The sequence below is a fragment of the Amycolatopsis sp. NPDC043889 genome (assembly GCF_056435645.1).
The window spans coordinates 122,730-140,998 of record NZ_JBWKEC010000003.1 but is presented as its reverse complement, the minus strand read 5'-3'; the positions used below and the strand labels follow the sequence as shown (position 1 = coordinate 140,998).

At 68.9% G+C, this 18,269-nt stretch carries 14 protein-coding genes; 4 read left to right on the top strand and 10 right to left on the bottom strand.

The features are described 5' to 3' along the window. Positions 1–3: 3 nt before the first annotated feature. The 5 genes from AC0685_RS08650 to rplM all read right to left on the bottom strand — a co-directional run bounded on the left by AC0685_RS08650 (position 4) and on the right by rplM (position 5,342). Positions 4–2,388, bottom strand: coding sequence for a hypothetical protein (locus AC0685_RS08650; RefSeq protein WP_478224983.1), 2,385 nt, complete (start codon positions 2,386–2,388; stop codon positions 4–6). Then, complete coding sequence (locus tag AC0685_RS08645; protein WP_233621676.1) at positions 2,388–2,702, bottom strand: type VII secretion target; 315 nt, start codon at positions 2,700–2,702, stop codon at positions 2,388–2,390. Before AC0685_RS08645 ends, AC0685_RS08650 begins: the two co-directional genes overlap by 1 nt. Before the next feature lie 78 nt (positions 2,703–2,780). Then, entirely contained in the window at positions 2,781–4,115 is a 1,335-nt protein-coding gene (gene glmM / locus AC0685_RS08640) for a phosphoglucosamine mutase (protein ID WP_478224982.1), read from the bottom strand. A 256-nt stretch (positions 4,116–4,371) separates the two neighbouring features. Continuing rightward, positions 4,372–4,875 (bottom strand): 30S ribosomal protein S9, encoded by a 504-nt coding sequence (gene rpsI, locus AC0685_RS08635; protein ID WP_034304312.1) that lies wholly within the window; start codon positions 4,873–4,875, stop codon positions 4,372–4,374. A 14-nt stretch (positions 4,876–4,889) separates the two neighbouring features. Next, entirely contained in the window at positions 4,890–5,342 is a 453-nt protein-coding gene (gene rplM / locus AC0685_RS08630; protein ID WP_005166833.1) for a 50S ribosomal protein L13, read from the bottom strand. A 275-nt stretch (positions 5,343–5,617) separates the two neighbouring features. Between rplM and AC0685_RS08625 the strand changes: the two genes are divergently transcribed. Beyond that, on the top strand, positions 5,618–6,508 hold the full coding sequence (locus AC0685_RS08625) for a hypothetical protein (protein WP_465428999.1): 891 nt from the start codon (positions 5,618–5,620) through the stop codon (positions 6,506–6,508). Positions 6,509–6,567: 59 nt separating this feature from the next. Then, positions 6,568–7,296 (top strand): DUF4333 domain-containing protein, encoded by a 729-nt coding sequence (locus tag AC0685_RS08620; protein WP_478224981.1) that lies wholly within the window; start codon positions 6,568–6,570, stop codon positions 7,294–7,296. Between the two features lie 124 nt (positions 7,297–7,420). Here AC0685_RS08620 and AC0685_RS08615 read toward each other — a convergent pair whose 3' ends face one another. The 5 genes from AC0685_RS08615 to eccCa form a co-directional block, all read right to left on the bottom strand. Continuing rightward, positions 7,421–7,705, bottom strand: a complete 285-nt coding sequence (locus AC0685_RS08615; protein ID WP_219146111.1) for a WXG100 family type VII secretion target — start codon at positions 7,703–7,705, stop codon at positions 7,421–7,423. A gap of 53 nt (positions 7,706–7,758) precedes the next feature. Beyond that, the gene (locus tag AC0685_RS08610) at positions 7,759–8,079 is read right to left on the bottom strand and encodes a WXG100 family type VII secretion target (protein ID WP_091597926.1); all 321 of its coding nucleotides are present in this window, start codon (positions 8,077–8,079) and stop codon (positions 7,759–7,761) included. A 232-nt stretch (positions 8,080–8,311) separates the two neighbouring features. Next, positions 8,312–8,674, bottom strand: coding sequence for a hypothetical protein (locus tag AC0685_RS08605; protein ID WP_478224980.1), 363 nt, complete (start codon positions 8,672–8,674; stop codon positions 8,312–8,314). 12 nt (positions 8,675–8,686) lie between these two features. Further along, positions 8,687–10,630 carry a type VII secretion-associated protein gene (locus AC0685_RS08600; protein ID WP_478224979.1) on the bottom strand — a complete coding sequence of 648 codons (1,944 nt, stop codon included), beginning with the start codon at positions 10,628–10,630 and terminating at the stop codon, positions 8,687–8,689. A 68-nt stretch (positions 10,631–10,698) separates the two neighbouring features. Beyond that, entirely contained in the window at positions 10,699–14,706 is a 4,008-nt protein-coding gene (gene eccCa / locus AC0685_RS08595; RefSeq protein WP_478224978.1) for a type VII secretion protein EccCa, read from the bottom strand. 468 nt (positions 14,707–15,174) lie between these two features. Between eccCa and eccD the strand changes: the two genes are divergently transcribed. Both eccD and mycP read left to right on the top strand, forming a co-directional pair. Then, positions 15,175–16,539 (top strand): type VII secretion integral membrane protein EccD, encoded by a 1,365-nt coding sequence (gene eccD / locus AC0685_RS08590; protein WP_465457806.1) that lies wholly within the window; start codon positions 15,175–15,177, stop codon positions 16,537–16,539. 23 nt (positions 16,540–16,562) lie between these two features. Next, positions 16,563–18,212 (top strand): type VII secretion-associated serine protease mycosin, encoded by a 1,650-nt coding sequence (gene mycP / locus AC0685_RS08585; RefSeq protein WP_478224977.1) that lies wholly within the window; start codon positions 16,563–16,565, stop codon positions 18,210–18,212. Positions 18,213–18,269: the final 57 nt, after the last annotated feature.

Genomic DNA, 18,269 nt, shown 5'->3' with positions numbered 1-18,269 from the left:
CCCCTAGCGGAAGCCGATGACGCCGTCGTCGTCGAGCGAACCGCTGATCCGGCTGCCCGTCGTCGTCGCGGTGTCGAACAGGCCGCCGTCGACCCGGTATCCGCTGGACGTGCGCTGCTGGTCTTCACCGGCCCCTTGCCCGCCTCCGGCCGCGCCGCCCATCATGCCCATGCCACCCATCATCCCCGCACCGGCCGCGGCCGGATCCTGGGTGCCCCCTCCCGGAGCGGAACCGAGCCCGGACGACGTCGAGGGAGCGGCCGCGCCGCCGCCGGTTCCGGCCGGATCCGACGTGTCACCGAGACCGTTGTCCCCGCCCTCGAACGGGTCGCTCAGCGACTGGGCCGTCGTCGATTCGGAATCGCCGTCCCCTGCCGCCGCCACCGGTTCGGCCTGCTGACCAGGCACGGGTGCTCCGCCGCCGGCCCCACCGGACGTGCCGTCGTGCGAGCGAACAGCCGCCTCTTCGACAGGCTGCGCCGCGGCGTGTCTTCCGGCCGCCTGCGGCGTGGCGTCCGGGCTCGCGTGACGGCCACCCGCGGATTCGTCCTCGCCCAAGGTGTATTTCGACGGCTGTCCCGAACCGTCGTCAACGGTCACCAGCGTCGGCCCGTCGGGACCGTTCGGCCGTTCCGCGGTGATCTTCAGGCCGCCGTCTTCGATATGGATCTTGCCATCGGGGCCCGGAGTCGCCGGTGGACGCGAGGCAGGCTGCTCGGCCCCGTCCCGGTGCGCGGGGCCGCCCGCCGCGTCCGGCGTGGCCTTGCCGTCACCGAAGTCGAGGTCGTAGTCCTTGGCCTGGCCGGTGCCGTCCTGGACGGAGATGCCCATCTTCCCGTCGACACCGGGCTCGGCCATGGAGATCTTGCGGTCGCCCTGTTCGACCGTCACCGTTTCAGGCCGCGCGCCGTCGGTGCCGGTCTTGATCGCCTCACCCGTACGGGGGTCGATCGGATACGGCTCGCCGGTGGCCGGATCGATGTCGAGCGGCTTGTCCGTGACCGGGTTCTTCTCCTGGCCCGGAACTTCGGGCTTTTCCGGTTCCGGGAGTACGGTGTTGCTCGGCGTCATGTGCCCAGCGCCGCCACCAGCACCGGACGACGGGCCACCGCCACCGCTGGCGGGCGGGCCGCCACCGCCCTTTTCGACAGGTTTTTCGACCGGTTTCTCGCCGCCCGTTTCCGGGGTCTTGCCCAGATCCGCGAACGGATTCTCGACCACCTGGCCCAGCGAATCGAAGTACGCCTTCCACGCGCCGTTGATCGCGTCACGCGTGTTCTTGCACACCAGCTGGAAGTTCTCGATGTGCTTGCCGAACCAGCCGACGAAGACCTTTCCGAGCCATTCCACCGCTTGAGGTTTGAGGACCTCGTCGATGGTGCTCTGGTCGATGTCGCCGGCGTCGTCGTTGAACGCGTCCTTGGCTTCGATGCTCAGGAATTTGATGCAGTGGATGATGTCGTTCTGGCTGCACGAACCGTCGGCGATGCGGATGATCCGCTCGATGTCCTGCGCCGTGGCACCGTCGATGTTGTCGGTGTACCACTTCTGCAGCCACTCGACCTTCTCGCGGCAGAACTTGCCCACCGAGGCGTTGGTCCGCAGAAGCCCGTCACCCGCGGCTTTGAACGCCTCGGCGACCAGACCGGTCTTGTCCGAATAGGCCTTCTGGTAGGCCCTTGCCTGCTCGGCCGCGGCGCCTTCCCAGGTGCCGAGCGAATTACCCAGCTTTCCGGAGACGTCCTGCGCCGAACCGGCGATGGCCGTGCTGACCGCGGTCAGCTCATCCGCGCTCGCCTTGAAGAGGTTGAACGGGATGTTGTCCTGCTCGTGGTAAGCCGTTCGCAGGGTCTCGATCGCCACGACAGCGCCACCGGCCTTGGACAGGCTCACGGCGCGGACGTAGAGCGGATGGAAGACCTCGTAGACCTTGAAGCCCGACAGGCCGGGGACCATGATGTCGTTCGAATTGGCGCAGCCCGGGTCGGTCTCGGTGGCGCGTCCGGCGATCTCCTGGGTCTTCGCCGCGTCCCGGTTCAGGCCGTCGCGATCACCCTGTCGCCCCGCGGCCTGGTTCGCGTCGTACTTCTCGTGCGCGGTCTTGTAAGCCGCCTGGACCTCTTCCAGGGAACCGTCATTGAAGTTGAGGTCGCCCTCGGTGATCCAGTCACCGTTCATCGATTTGATGTAGTCCCGGAAGCCGTTCCGCTCGGCTTCGCTGGCGAACCCGCAGCTTTCCGGCGTCTCGTCCTCGATGTAGTCGATGTAGTTGAGGGCGAGCTCGCGTTTGGTGTCGCGATCGATGTTCGGGTCGTTGAGGATCTTCTCCACTTCGGCCCGGCTGGGAATGTCGTGTCCGGTGTCGCCACCGACGTCCGCGAGAGGCATCAGTGCTTCCTCATCTCGGCGGCGTTGGAGTCCTCATTGGACTGGTAGAGGTCCTTGGACGCCGCGAGTTTGCGGCCGAACTCGTCCGAAGCCGCGAGATAGCTGCGCGCGCACTTCGCCAGGCGCTGGATGCTCGCGGAGTACCCGCTGAAGCAATCCCCGTGCGCCGGGCCGAAACTCGCGGCGCTCAGGTTGATCTGCTCGACCGCTCCGATCGGCCCTTCGCAAGCCTGCTTGGGCAGGTCCTGCAGGACCTTGGCTGCCTCGTTCAGCTGCGCTGGATCGACCTTGTGCCCTTGACCGGCCACCGTCACCCTCCCCTAGGTATCCGCACACGGAATGTACCGGGCCGGTAACCCCAGCGCAGCGACTTGGAGAGATCGTGAGAGGGGTTACGAGGCGGAGGAGACGACTCCGGCGAGCCGGTCGGCGGCCGCCTGTGCGGTGTCGTGCGCGGGGGCCTCGACCATGACGCGGACCAGTTGCTCGGTGCCCGACGGGCGCAGCAGGACACGGCCTTCTTCGCCGAGTTCGGCCTCGACGGCGCCGACAGCGTCGCGGACCGCGGCCGAGACGGCGACCGCCGCCTTGTCCGCCACCGGGACGTTCACCAGCACCTGTGGCAGGCGGTTCATGACCGCGGCGAGCTCGGCGAGCGATTTGCCGGTCGACGCCATGCGGCTCATCACACGCAGCGCGGTGAGGAGGCCGTCGCCGGTGGTCGCGTAGGCGGGAAGGACGACGTGGCCCGACTGCTCGCCGCCGAGCGCGAACCCGCTCGCGCGGAGCTCCTCGAGGACGTAGCGGTCGCCGACGGCGGTGGTGACGAGGTTGATGTCGTGCGCGCGCATCGCCAGGTGCAGGCCGAGGTTGCTCATCACGGTGGCGACCAGGGTGTTCTTGGTCAGCTCGCCGGTCTCGGCGAGGGCGAGCGCGAGGACGGCCATGATCTGGTCGCCGTCGACGAGTTCGCCCGAGGCGTCGACCGCGACACAGCGGTCGGCGTCACCGTCGTGCGCGATCCCGAGGTCGGCGCCGTGCTCGACGACGGCGGCACGCAACGCTTCCGGGTGATTCGACCCACAGCGCTCGTTGATGTTCACGCCGTCCGGGTCGGCGTGGATCGCGATGACCTCGGCACCGGCCTTGCGGTACACCTCGGGAGCGGCGAAGGAGGACGCGCCGTTCGCGCAGTCGACGACGACGCGCAGGCCCGCGAGCGGGTGCGGGGTGGCCGACAGCAGGTGCTGGATGTAGCGGTCACCCGCGTCGGGGACGTCCTTCACCCGGCCGACGCCGATGCCGGTCGGGCGGGTGACGGGAGCGGCGAGACCGGCTTCGATCTCGTCCTCGATTCCGTCGGGCAGTTTGTGGCCACCCGCCGCGAAGAGCTTGATGCCGTTGTCGGGCATGGGGTTGTGGGAGGCGGAGATCATCACGCCGAGATCCGCTTCGAGCGCGCCGACCAGGTACGCGACGGCGGGCGTCGGGAGGACGCCGAGACGGAGCACGTCGGCACCCGCGGACGTGAGGCCCGCCACGACGGCGGCCTCGAGCATCTCGCCACTGGCGCGCGGGTCACGGCCGACGACCGCGACCGGGCGGTGCGAACGGTCGTGGGCGGCCAGGACGCGGGCGGCGCTGGCGGCGAGCGAGAGCGCCAGCTCCGGGGTCAGCTCCTCGTTGGCGAGGCCACGTACGCCGTCGGTACCGAATAGACGAGCCATCTGTCGACCTCCTTGAAAAACCACCACGACAACCTAGCCAGTCCCCCTGCCTGCCCACCCGCACCCCCGTCTCGCCTTTAGCGGGCTAAACGCGACGCGCGCGACTTTAGCGGGCTAAACGTGACACGGGTGGGGCGCATGGGGCGGATGTGACTTGTGGGACTGGGGGCGAGCGGGGACCGAGGGACCCCGGAAACACGGAAGCGCCCATCCGAGAGACGGATGGGCGCTTCCGCGGGTTGCGCCAGAGGCGCGATCAGCGCTTGCTGTACTGCGGAGCCTTACGGGCCTTCTTGAGGCCGTACTTCTTCCGCTCCGTGGCGCGAGCGTCACGGGTCAGGAAGCCGGCCTTCTTCAGGGCCGGGCGGTCGTCGGCGTCGACCTCGACGAGCGCACGGGCGATCGCGAGACGGAGCGCGCCGGCCTGGCCCGAGATCCCGCCACCGTGCAGGTTGGCGAAGATGTCGAACGAGTCGGGCTTGTCGACCGTCACCAGCGGCTCACGGATGAGCTGCTGGTGCACCTTGTTCGGGAAGTACTCTTCGAGCGTGCGGCCGTTGAGCTTGAACTCACCGGTACCGGGAACGACGCGCACCCGGACGACGGCTTCCTTGCGACGGCCGACGGTCTGGGCGTTGCCACCGGCGGCACGCGACGGGCGCGGGGCGGCTGGGGTCTCGCTGGTCGCGACGGCGTCGCCGACCGGAGCGGTCTCCGTGGTCGCGACAGCCTCGACGGCCTCGGTCTCGGTGCTGGTCACAGACTGTTCCTCACTCACTGCGCGACCTGCGCGATCTTGGTGATCTCGCGCGCCTGCGGCTGCTGCGCGGCGTGCGGGTGCTCGGCACCGGCGTAGACCTTGAGCTTCTTCGCCTGGGCGCGGCCGAGCTTGTTCTTCGGGAGCATGCCCTTGACGACCTTCTCGAGCAGGTGCTCGGGCTTGGTGTCGAGCAGTTCGCCGAAGGAGCGCTTACGCAGACCACCGGGGTAACCGCTGTGCCGGTACGCGAACTTCTGCTCGCGCTTGTTACCGGTGAGCGCCACCTTCTCGGCGTTGACGATGATGACGAAGTCACCGGTGTCCACGTGCGGGGCGTAGGTCGGCTTGTGCTTGCCGCGCAGCAGCGTGGCGACCTCGGTCGCGAGCCGGCCGAGCACGACATCCTCGGCGTCGATCACGTGCCAGGCACGAGTGACGTCGCCGGGCTTGGGGCTGTACGTGGGCAAGGGTCTACCTCGTCGTCAACATTGCGTGTGGGTTCTGTGCGGGCCTAGCGCTTACGCGCCGCAGCGCACAACGACATATGAAGATACCCCCACGCCCGACCCTACTGCGAAGCGGGGGTCGGTCCGGGGTCCCATACTAGGACCGGCGCCCGGCGGGCGCCCCGCAACTGTACCTCGCCGGTGTGGCGGAACCGCCCACGGCATCGTCCTTCGCGGGAGAGGATGAGACGATCCGGACGCGCACCGCGCGCGGGGACTCGATCAGGGGAACGGCGATGAACAAACGTCCAACGACCATCTTGTGCGTGCTGAGCGCCGTGCTGGCGCTCACGACCGCCTGCGGCCAGGGGCGGGCGGGCACCGCCGTGCCGAAGGGTGACGACGCGGCGTCCTACGTCGGCACGAAGTTCGAGACGGCGATGAACAAGCTCCAGGACACCATCGGCCAGCAGCGCGACGTCACCAGCGAGTCGGGCGCCTACTTCCGGTTCGACGAGAAGTACATCCGCAGCACGATCTCCTCGGCCCGCACCGGTTCGCCGGAAGGCCGGGTCAGCCGTCAGCGCTCGCAGAAGAACCCGGACGACAGCATCGACTGGTACACGCCCGCCGACGGGACCGTCGAGTACGTGTACCTCGGCCCCGTCTACAAGAGCCTCGCCCCGACACCGTGGGTCTCGATGCCGAAGTCGGAGGCCGGGCTGGCGATCCCGTGCGCCTGGGTCGGGATCATCACCGCCTGCAAGATGGCCGACGCGATCGCCGTGTCCTACAACGCGGACAAGAAGATCGTGAAGGGCGCCAAAAGCCTTCCGGAGAACCGGATCGAGCTGACCGCCGACATCCCGTTCGGGAAGTTCATGGAACGGCGGGTGGAGATCCTGCCGCCGTCGATCAGCGGGGCGGTCACGGCCGAGATGAAGAAGGCGCCGGTACGCACCACCGTCTCCCTCAACTCGGACGGGACGCTGAACCAGATCGTCATGGACGCCAAGATCGAGGGCGGCGGGCACAAGATCGAGCTGCGCTACGACTTCCGCTTTACCGGCAAGGCGAGTGCGCAGGACCTGCCACGGCTGCCCGACGCCTCGCAGATCACCGTGCTGCCGGACAAGGCGGCCAAGGACGACTTCAACCGCCGCTTCAGCGAGTTGAAGGGCGTCTGAGGCATGGCCCCCTTCCGTCCCGACGCCGTGAAGTTCCCGAAGTCCCGAGGTGACCACCGATGAGCCAGCCCCCCGAACAGCAGCCGCAGCAGTGGTGGCAGCCGCCCGCGAATCCCGCGAACCAGCAGCAGGGCTGGCAGCAGGAAGGCCAGGCCACCGGACCGCATGCCGGGCAGTGGCAGCAGAACGACCCGAACGCGGCGACCACTGGTTCCTACACGGGACAGTGGCAGCAGCAGCCCGGCGTCACCGGCTCCTTTTCCGGGCCATGGCAGCAAAGCGGTGCCCCCGCGCCGGGGACGGCGTGGCAGCAACCGCAGCAGCAGCCCGCGCCGCAGCAGCAGGATTGGCAGGCACAGCAACAGGTTCCGGGCACGCCCCCGCAGGGACAGTACGGCGGAGGGTTCCAGCCCGCGCAGTCTTCTCAGTACGGCGGGCTCGGCGCTTTCGGGGCAGAGCCGGCGAAGAAGCCCAAGGCTTCCAAGAAGACCTTGCTGATCGGCGGGATCGCGGCGGCCGTCGTGATCGCGGGTGGCGTCGGCGCTTGGCTGCTCGGCGCGTTCGCGGGTGACACGCTCGACCAGAAGTCGGTCCAGGACGGTGTCGTCCGGGTGCTCAACGAGCACTACGGGGAGCCGGACGTGAAGAACGTGTCCTGTCCTTCCGGCCAGCCGGTGGAGAACGGCACCACGTTCGACTGCTCGATCGATCTTTCGGGGCAGCAGAAGAAAGTCACCGTCCGGGTGCTGAACACCACCCCGGAATTCGAGGTCGGCTCGCCGCACTGATCCCGCTGCCGGACAAGAAAAGCCGCGACGGTCCCCGTCGCGGCTTTTCCTTTGACACGAACGAAACGGCGGGCTCGGCATCCGAAGATGCCTGCCCGCCGTTGCTCGTTCGGAGCCGGAAGACTCAGAACAGGCCGGTGACGCCCTGTTCCGTGGCCTGGTAACCGTCGGCCAGCTGCGGCAGCACGCCGGCGACCTGCGCGAGCAGCTGCTTGAGCTCCTCGAACTTGTTGTCCCACTCGGTCTGCGCGGCGATGTACGCGGTCTGCGCGTCACCCTGCCAGGTGTTGACCAGCGGAGCGAGGTCGCTCTTCAGCTGTCCGAAGAGGGACTCCAGCTCGCCGCCGGTGTTCTTGCAGTCGTCGGCCGCCGCGTGGATCGTGGCGTAATCGACCTTCATCTCGCCCATGAATTCCTCCAGTGATTAAGAAAAGTCTTGGATTTTTGCGGGGTGGAGCCAGATCAGCCGAGGACGCCGAAGCCCTTGTTGACCGAGTTGATGAGTTCCTGCTGCTGCTGCTCGGAAGCGTTGTACTTCGAGCCGGCCTGCTCGAGCAGGTCACCGATGTTCTGGAGGGCCTGGTTGAGCCCACGGCCCGCCTCGTCGAAGCGCTTCATCACGTTGTTGAACGCGATCGAGGCGTCGCCGGTCCAGCCGGCGCGGGTGGCCTCGATGTTGTCGCGAAGCTTGCTCAGGTTCTGGTCCATCGAAACGCGAACCTCGGTCACCCGCTTCTCAGCCTGGGTGAACTGCTCGACATTCCCCTGAAAACCGCCAGCCATGGGAGCTACCCCCTTCGTTCGTGGTTATCCGTACTTGGTGAAGTTCGTTCGGTACGGACCTACGACGGAGACACTGCCACGTCTGGTTCCCTCTTGTCGCTCGTTGGTTTCAAGTAGTTGCTTGCGTTAACGCTCCCGGCGGGAACCGGACGCGGGAACTCGGCGCGCACGCTGCGTTTCGCGCGGGGAAAATGGCCTTCACCATGCGATTTAGCGAATGCACACAGGCCGTTCAATCGCCACGGCTCATGATTCGCGACTGCGAAAAGTCCTCGTCGTCGTCACCCACACGTGGCCGTCTGGGCGCCGGTTCTGGCCGAAGGGGAACCAAGTCCGCCGCCGAGGGCAAAGCGGGGACCGGAAGACCGGCGCCCACACGGAACCGTTTCGCCGCGTTCCGGACGACGGCGGGAGTCGGCGCGGTCTCGCCGCCCGCGAGCCGTCCCTTGCCGAATTGCTTCGCCAGTTCGGCGTTCTCACCCCGGCGGCGTTCGTAGCGCGCCTTGGCCATGCGGGCGACCTGCCGCGCATAAGTGACCGCGTCGCGCCCTGTACGCGCGAAGTGTTCGGCGGCGGTCTCGGGTTCGGGTGGCATGTGCCTCCCCCTTCAGTTGATGACCACCATCGTCTTGACGACCTGCTCGCAGGCCGCGCTCACGCGTTGTTCGAGTGGCGAGCCGGTGCCGTACTGGCACCCGATGTGGACGCGAGTCTTTCCCTGCACGACGACGTACCAGTCGACGCGCGCGCTCGGCTTGGTCTCGCGGTAGTAGATGACGGTCTTCCCGGCGTACTGCGCGGCGCCGTTGAAGCCGCTGTACTTGTCCGGCTCTCGCCGCGCCAGCGCGGCGAGTTCGTCGACGAGCTTCTGTCTGTCGGCCGTCGCGTCGTAGTCCATCACGTTCTCCTGGGCGACCACGAGGTCGTCGCCCGTGAGGGATTCGCTGGGGTGGATCACCACCTGACGCTTGGCGACACGGTCGTCGGTCTGTGTCCAGTCCGGCGGCGCGATGAAGCGGTAGTCGTACTGGGCGAGCGTGCGGCCCTCCGGCTCGGCCTCCCCGCTGTTGACCGCGAAGAGGATGCCTCCGACGACCGCCGCGACGGCCACCACGGCCCCGGCGATGATCCAGGGCAGCTTCTTGTTCTTCCCGCCGCCCTCGGTGGCCTTGGGCTCCCGGGCGGGCTCACCCGGCCGCCACGGCGGCGGGGGTGCCGCTATCCCCTGCTGTCCCATCGGAGGCGACGGCGGCCCCTGCCGCGTCGCGTTTAGCGGGCTAAACGCGCTCTGCGGGGGTGGGCCGGGCGGGAACGGGGGCCGCGGGGCGTCGGGACGCCGGTCGGTGGGGACGGGCGCGGGGCCGCCCCCGGCACGGGAGACCGCGGAGCCCGCGAGCGAACCCGTCCGGTCCGGGTCGATCAGCACCGCACGCAGGGCACCGCGGGCGACCACGGTCTCCGGCTGGTCCAGGGTCGTCGGTACGACACCGGTCCGCTCGTGCACCAGCCGGGACACCATCGGGATCCGGCTCGACCCGCCGACGAGGAAGATCGCCGTCAGCTGCTTCGGCCGCAGCCCGGAATCGCCGATCGCGGCCACGGTCAGCTCGACCGCGCGGCCGAGCGGGCCCGCGATGAGCCGCTCGAGGTCTTCCCGGGTCACGTGGGCGTCGGCGAACGGCGGTGGCATGGGGACGTCGGTGTACGCGTGCCGGGAAAGCGTCTCCTTCGCGCCGCGCACGTCCTGCCGCAGGACGCGCCGCCGCCGTCTGTCCGTGAGCTCGCGGCCCTCGACGAGCTTCCGCCATTCCGGCGGATCGGCCGACGACACCAGCGAACCCACGTGCTCCAGGAGCGCCTGATCGACATCCGCTCCCCCGAAGCTCGGGTCACCCCGGGTGGCCAGCACCTGGAACCCGGCGCGTTTAGCGGGCAAACTGCGATCCGCAGGGCTGCCGGGCATGCGCTGCACCACGGAGACGTCGACGGTGCCACCGCCGAGGTCGAGTACCGCCAGCGCGTCGCCGGGACGGCCGCTGAACTCGACGGTGCGCTCGGAATTGAGGTCGGCAGGGGCGAACGTCGCCGCGTGATAGACCGCCGCGGCGACCGGCTCCGGCACGAGCGCGACCTGACGCGCGAGCCCGCCCGCCGCCTGCCGGAGCAGCCGGGTGCGGGTCGCGCCCCAATCGGCGGGATGGGTCAGGACGAGCAGCTCGACCTCGGCGTCGCCGGCGAGCCGGCGCGCCTCGGTCACCGCGCGCTTCAGCACGGCGTGGACGACGTCGGTCACGCGCAGGACGTTGTCGCCCAGCAGCAGGTCGCCTTCGTCGATCCGGCGCTTCGGATTCGGCTCGTAGCGCGACGGATCCACCGCCGCCTGCCGCTCCGCCTCCTGGCCGACGAACAGCGTCCCGTCCGGCGCGGCGTAGACCGCCGACGACATCAAGGGCTGCCCGTCCACCACGACGACCTGCGGCTCGCGACCGTTGATCGAAGCGACTACGCAGGTGCTCGATGTCCCGAAGTCCACCGCTACCCGCACTGTCACAAGCCACTCCCGCAGATCGTCGTCGTCACCCCACGCCCGGCCCTTGCCTCACCTGGTTCCGCGGGAGGTCAGTCCGGCTGGATCCACGAGACCTGCATGAGCTGCTTGCCGTGCTTCCGGGTCACGAGGTTGCCTCGGCCAGGCGGCATCTGGCTCGGCTTCACGTTGGCGACCAGGTTGCCCTCGTCCCGCGAGCCGTTCATGACCATACCGGGCGCCGCGATCTCCCTGAGCTTGCCGAGGATCGGGTCGAACATCGCCCGGCTCGCGCCACCACTGCGGCGCACGACGACGATGTGCAGACCGACGTCCTTCGCCTGCGCGAGGAATTCGGCGAGCGGCTTCAGCGGGTTACTCGTCTGCGTTGCGACCAGGTCGTAGTCGTCGACGATGACGAACAGCTCGGGACCGGTCCACCAGGACCGGGTCTTGAGCTGTTCCTGCGTGACGTCCGGACCGGGGAGGCGCCGGGTCATCGACCCGTGCACGTCCTTGACCATGCTCTCCAGCTGCGCGGCGGACACCGCGTAGCCGAGCAGCTGGTCCCCGCCGATGAAGCCGAGCATCGTGCGCCGGTAGTCGACGAGGATGATGACCGCTTCCTGCGTCGTGTACCGCTCGGTGATGCCCCTGGTGATCTGGCGCAGCAGGTTCGTCTTGCCCGACTCGCCGTCCGCGAACGCGTAGAAGTGCGAATCGGCCGCGAAGTCGAGGTAGATCGGCTGGAGGTCTTCCTCGTTGACGCCGATCGGCACCAGCTTCGTGTTGCGCTTGGTGTCGATGCTGAGGACCTCGTCGTAGGTGACCATCTCGGGCAGCAGGCGGACCTGCGGCGCCGGGCGGCCCTTCCACGCGGCCTTGATCTTCGCGACCGCGTCGGCGACGCCGGCGGCGACGTCGTCCGGGTTGCTCGATCCGTCGATACGCGGAAGACCGGTCAGCAGGTGGAGCTTGTCCCTGGTGAGACCACGGCCGGGGCGTCCTGCCGGGACGTTCACCGCGACCCGGCGGTCGATGTCCGACTCGCTCGGGTCACCGAGGCGGAGCTCGAACCGGGTACCGATCATGTCCTTGATCGCCGGGCGGATGTCCGCCCACCGGTTCGCCGCGATGATGACGTGCACACCGTAGGAAAGACCCTGGGTGGCGAGCTTGGTGATCGAGGTCTCCAGCTCGTCGAAGTCGTCCCGCAGCGCCTTCCAGTTGTCGACGATCAGGAAGGCGTCACCGAAGGCGTCTTCCTCGGGCTTGATCTCGCCCCGCCGTTTGCGGTTGCGGAACTCGTTCATCGAGTCGATGCCCATCGCACCGAACCGGCCTTCCCGCTCGGTGAGCAGGGTGGTCAGCTCGGCCACGATCCGGCGGGCCTTGTCCGGCTCGCGCCGGGCGACGGCCACGCCACCGACGTGCGGCAGGCCCTGGAGACCGGCCAACGTACCGCCACCGAGGTCGAGCGCGTAGAACTGCGCTTCCTCGGGGGTGTGGGTCAGCGCCATCGACATGATCAGCGTCCGGAGCATGGTCGACTTGCCCGACTGCGGACCGCCGACGATCACACCGTGCCCGGCGCCACCGGAGAAGTCGGCCCACAGCAGGTCACGACGCTGCTCGTACGGGCGGTCGACGATACCCATCGGCACCTGGAGCCGTCCGTTGCCGAAGAACCCGACCGGGGAAAGACCGCGGTCGTCGGTGGGGTTCAGGTTCGGCAGCAGGGTGTCGAGCGAGTTCGGCTCCTTGAGCGGCGGCAGCCAGACCTCGTGCGCGGGCGGGCCCTGGCCGATCAGCCGGGACACGATCACGTCGAGCTCACTGGGCTCGACGGCCTCCTCCGACTTGGCCTCTTCCACCGGCGCGGCCTCGATCTGCTGCGGCTCCGGTTCCTTCGGCAGTTCGACGAAGTCCGGGACGAACAGCTGCGGGCGCTTGTCCGCGCGGACCACGGTCGCGACCGGGCCGGCGGCCTTGATGCCCGCGGGCCGGTACGGACCCGAGACGTACGAGGCCTTGAACCGCACCAGCGTCGAGGTGTCGTACTTGAGGTAACCGCCACCGGGCACGGACGGCAGCTCGAACGCGTCGGGCACGCCGATCGCGGCACGGGATTCCGCGGCGGAGAAGGTCTTCAGACCGATGCGGTAGGAAAGGTGCGAGTCGAGACCGCGCAGCTTGCCCTCTTCCAGCCGCTGCGACGCGAGGAGCATGTGCATCTGCAGCGACCGGCCCAGACGGCCGATGGCGACGAACAGATCGATGAAGTCCGGCTTGGCGGCCAGCAGCTCGGAGAACTCGTCACAGACGATGAAGAGCGCGGGCAGCGGGTCGAGGTCGGCGCCGTTCTCGCGGGCCTTCTCGTACTCCCAGACGTTCTTGAAGTTACCGCCGTTCTTCAGCGCCTCCTGGCGCCTGTTCATCTCGCCCGCCAGCGCGTCCTTCATCCGGTCGACCAGCGTGACCTCGTCCGCGAGGTTGGTGATGACCGCGGAGACGTGCGGGGCGGCGTCCAGGCCGAGGAACGTCGCACCACCCTTGAAGTCGACGAGGACGAAGTTCAGCGTGCTCGACGAGTGCGTGGCGAGCATGCCCAGTACCAGGGTGCGGAGGAACTCCGACTTACCGGAACCGGTCGCCCCGATGCACAGGCCGTGCGGGCCCATGCCCTCCATCGCGGCTTCCTTGATGTCCAGCTCGACCGGCTGGCCGTACTCGCCGACGCCGAACGGGACGCGGTAGCGGTCTCGCACCGGACGCGGCCGCCAGGCCTGCTGGACGTCGAAGGTCATCGGGTCGCCGGGGATGCCCAGCAGCTCCAGAAGACCGGGGTTGGACAGCAGCGGCTCTTCCTCGGCGGCGTCCTGCGCGGCGGTGCCGACGCGGTACGGGGCGAGGAGCCGGGCCAGCGCTTCGGCCTCGACCACGCTGAGCGTGTCCGGACGGCCGAACCATTCGACGCCGCCGGCGCTGCGCGCGCCGAGGCGGTCTTCCTCGACGACCAGCCGCAGACCACGACGGGCCGCGAGGTTGCCGATGGAGTCGGAAAGGTCGATCAGGGTGACGCCGACCAGACCCTCTTCGAGGATGATCTGCTCCTCGCGGGTGACCTCGGCGTCGTCGACGATGATGACGACGTGCGGCTGGTCCGGGGCGGGCGTCGCGTTGCGGGAGAACCGCTGGCGGTCACGGAGTTCCTCGTCGAGCCACTGCTCGATCTGCGCGAGGGAGCCCGCCATCATCCGCAGCTGGCCGATACCGTCGGCGAGCGCCGGGTGCTGGGCGTGCGGCAGCCACTTCGCCCACTCCCATTCCTCCTTGGCACGGCCCGCCGTGGCGACCGCGATGAGGACGTCGTCGGGGCTGTGGAAGGTGACCAGCTGGGCCAGCATCGCGCGGGTGAGGCCGCGGGTCAGACCGCGGTCGCCCTGCATACTGACCGCGGCGAACCCGCGGAGGGTGATCTGGGTCGGCAGGTCCGGGACGATCGAGTGCGCGCGGACGAACCGGCGCAGGGCGAGCGTGGCGATCGGCTCCAGCTCGTCGACCGGGCCGGTCTGCGGCGGCACCAGCCGCGTCGCGAGGCGGTGCGAGCTGCGGCCGACGCGGAGGTGGAGGAAGTCCTGGTCGTTCTGGCGGCGTTCCCACATGCGGCGGCTCGCGGCCAGCGACCACATGGTCTGCGGGTCGGGGTGGACCCATTCGAGAGCGGCGCGCTGGTCGACCATGGCCTCGCGGGCCCTGTCGCGCATCTGGCCGAGGTAGCGCAGGTAGTCCTTGCGGTCCTCGTCCATCTCGGCCTTTTTGGCGCCGCCGCCCTTGCCCGCGCCGCCGGCCATCATGCCGACGGTGCTGAGCACCATCATGCCGCCCATCATCATCATCATGGGATTACGTCCACCGGTGGTGAACATGAAGATCATCATCCCGATGGAGGCGACGATCATCACCGCGGGAAGCAGCTTCATGACGATGTTGCCCGGGATGGTGCGCGGCACCTCAGGCGGCGGTTCGAGATGCACCTCGCCGCCCGGCGGCCGCGGCGCCGCCAGACGCGGTGACTTCTTGAACTGCAGCGTGCTCATCGAAGGACCCCTCTTCAAACTCGACGATGGCGGCCACCGTTGGTGCGCGTACTGGTGCGCGAGACAACCTATCGAACGTGGCCGGTGAAATCCGGACAACGCCGAGAACGGCCCCGGCCGGGGCCGTACGCATGTCGGGAGTGTAGGGCTCCGGCTCCGCCGACGTGCGTTTAGCGGCCTAACTGCGATCCGGCGGCCCAGAGGCCCGACGTGCGTTTAGCCCCCTAATCGCGATCTGGCGGTCGGGGCCCGCTCAAGCGCCAGGGCTCCGGCGCGTCACGATTAGCCCGCTAAAGTCGACGCGCCGGCAGCTGATCTGAGGGGCTCGGAGGTCGCCTCTCCTACTTTTGCCGGTCTTTTTCCGACAGTCGATGATGTGGGCACCCGGGTTCGGTATAGGTTCCCCCGGGAGCAGACTCTCAGGGCAGGGGGAAGGCAGTGGCAACGGGCACGACGGTATTCAGCAGGGTGACGGTGGTCGCGCCACGCACCCGGATCGACGTGGCTTTGCCGGCTGACGTCGCGGTGGCGGACCTGCTGCCCATGCTGTTGGAGATGGCGAAGGAGGCGACGCCGGACGGCGGCGCCCGCCACGGCGGCTGGGCGCTGGCGAAGCTGGGCGACGCACCGCTAGACCCGAGCCGGACCCTCGCGTCCCTCGGTGTGGTCGACGGCGAGCTGCTGCAGCTGCGCAAGCGCAACGAGAACCCGCCGCCTCCGCTCTACGACGACGTCGTCGACGCGATCGCGGAGTCGTCTCCGGACAGCTTCCGTCCGTGGACCAAGGAGACGGCACGCCGCTTCGGGCACATCGCGGGCGGCCTCGCGCTGTTCTTCGCGGCCCTCGCGCTCTTCACCAGTGGCTCTTTTTACGGCGGCAACGCGCTCGCCGCCGCGATCGCCGGCGGTGTCGGCGCGATCGCGTGCGTCGCGATCGGCGCGACGCTGGCCAAGGCCTACCAGGCCGAGGCGACCGGCGTCCTGATCGCCGCCGCGGGCGGTCTGCCGCTGGCGTTCGTCAGCGGGTTCTACATCGTGCCGGGGCTGTCCCTGTGGGCGAACCTGCTGCTCGCGAGCGCTCTCGTGATCATCGTGGCGGCGGTCTGCATCCTCGTCATCGGGCACGGGATCACCACCTTCATCGCGGCCGCGACGACGGCCACGATCTCGGCGCTGACCTTCCTGGCCGCGACGCTCATCGACACCCCGATCGCCGGGATCGCCGCCGGCGCCACCGCGTTCTCGCTGGCCTGCATCTCGATCCTGCCGCGCGCGACGATCAAGCTCGCCGCCCTTCCGACGCCGCACGTTCCCGGCAGCGCCGAAGAGCTCAAGGAAGACTCGGGCTTCCCGGACTACCGCGCCATCGAACGCCGCACGGCGGTCGCCCACGAGTACATGACCGGCCTGCTGACAGGCTGCGGCGCGGCCACGGCGCTGTTCGCGATCATCGCTTCGACTTCGCCGACGGTCTTCGGCCCGATCCTCGGCGTGATCGCCACGCTGGTCCTGCTCCTCAGGGCGCGGGCGTACGCGAACGGCGCGCAGGCCATCGCCCTGCTGACCACCGGCATGGTGTCCGGCGCGGGCATCCTGCTCGGCTGGATGTGGTCGGCGAGCCCGCTGAACCGCGTTCTGTTCGTGTTCGGCGCGCTGCTGCTCATCGGCGCCGGCGCGCTCGTGGTCGGCGTGATCTTCCCGAACCAGCGCTTCTCGCCGCCGCTGCGGCGGACGGTGGAGATCTTCGAGGCCGTCTTCATCGCGACGGTGCTCCCGCTGGCGCTCGGCGTCATGGATCTCTACACGACGCTGCGCCACCTCAACTTCAAGTGACGAACCGATCGGATGATGTTCTGATGGCCGTAGCGCGGAAGTCCAGGGGGACGCGCGTCCGCCACCTCGGCCTCGCCGGACGTACCGGAACGGTGCTGCTGGCGGCCGGAATCGGTGTTCTCTCGCCGGCGTCGGTGGCTCTACCCGCGTGGGCGCAGCAAAGCAGTACCGCGCCGGACGCCGGCGGCTACTACGCGACCCCACCCCGGGTGGACCCGTCCAAGAAGCCGAACGACTCGGGGAAGCCGGACAAGACCTACGAGAAGAAGACCGAGTGCGTCCAGCGCAGCAAGCTCGGCGGCGACCAGGTCGACATCAAGAACCGGCCCTGGGGCCAGGAGTACCTGCAAATCGAAAAGGTCCACCAGCTGATGCGCGGCGCCGAGAAGTCGGTCGGCGGCGGCATCAAGGTCGCCGTGATCGACACCGGTGTCTCCGCGCACCCGTACTTCGGGGGCCGTGTCGAATCGGGTGGCGACTACGTCGCGACGCCCGGCGGAGGCAAGGCACCCGGGCTCGAGGACTGTGACGGCCACGGCACCGAGGTGGCGGGCATCATCGCCGCGAACCCGCCCGACCCGAGCATCGGCTTCCGCGGGGTCGCGCCGGACGCCACGATCCTGTCGATCCGCCAGTCCAGCCAGAACTACGAGGAAGCGGAGAAGAAGGCCGAGCCGCCACCCGCGTCCAATTCTGCTCCGCCGCCTTCGTCGAACAATCCGGGTTCTGAGCTTCCGCCGTCCTCGCAGGGAAACGGCGCGGTCGGTGGTGCGGCGGAGGGAACATCCCCAGGGCAAGACAGGGGCGGGCGGCAGCAGGAACAGGGCAAGACCGCGGGGACGCTGGAGACGCTCGCGCAGGCCGTGGTCCGAGCCGTGGTCCAAGGCGCCAAGGTGATCAACATGTCGGTCGACAACTGTCGCCCGGCCAGTGGCGGCATCACCCCGAAAGAGCAGCAGCTGCAAGCAGCCGTGAACTACGCTGTCGAGCAGGACGTGGTCGTCGTGGCGGCGGCGGGCAACGTCGGCGACAAATGCCCGCAGAACGATCAACCGGACCCCAGGACCCCCAAGACGATCGTCACACCGCCGTGGTTCGCCGACGACGTGCTGTCGGTCGCGGCGATCGACGACACCGGGAGCGTCGCGGAATTCAGCGTCCACGGGCCGTGGGTCAGCGTCGCCGCGCCGGGCACCAAGATCATCTCTCTGGACCCGGCGGAGGGCTCCAGCAGCCTGGCCAACCTGACCATCGAAGGCAACGGGCAGCCCGGTGAGATCCAGGGGACCAGCTTCGCCGCCCCGTACGTCGCAGGTGTGGCCGCACTTGTGCGCCAGAAGTTCCCAGAGCTGAATGCCCGCGAAGTGATGACCCGGATCAAGGAGACGGCTCAGCATCCCGCGGCGCCGGGCGGACGGGACAACTTCGTCGGCTTCGGCGTCATCGACCCGATCGCGGCGCTGACGGCGATCGTGCCGTCGGAGGCGGACAAGGCCAAGCCGGTCCAGCTGCCCGCGAACCTGCCGCCGGCGAACGACCGCGACCCGGCCCCGATGATCGTCGCGCTCGCCGGAACCGGCGGGGGCCTGGTGGCGCTGCTCGTCACGCTGTTCGTCGTGCACTCGGTCCGCCGCAACCGGCCGACCGCCTCACCGGGCCGCAAGACCCCGTAGGACCTGCGTTTCGCGGGCTAAGTGCGATCTGACGCGGACTCGCCTCCGAGCTGCCCA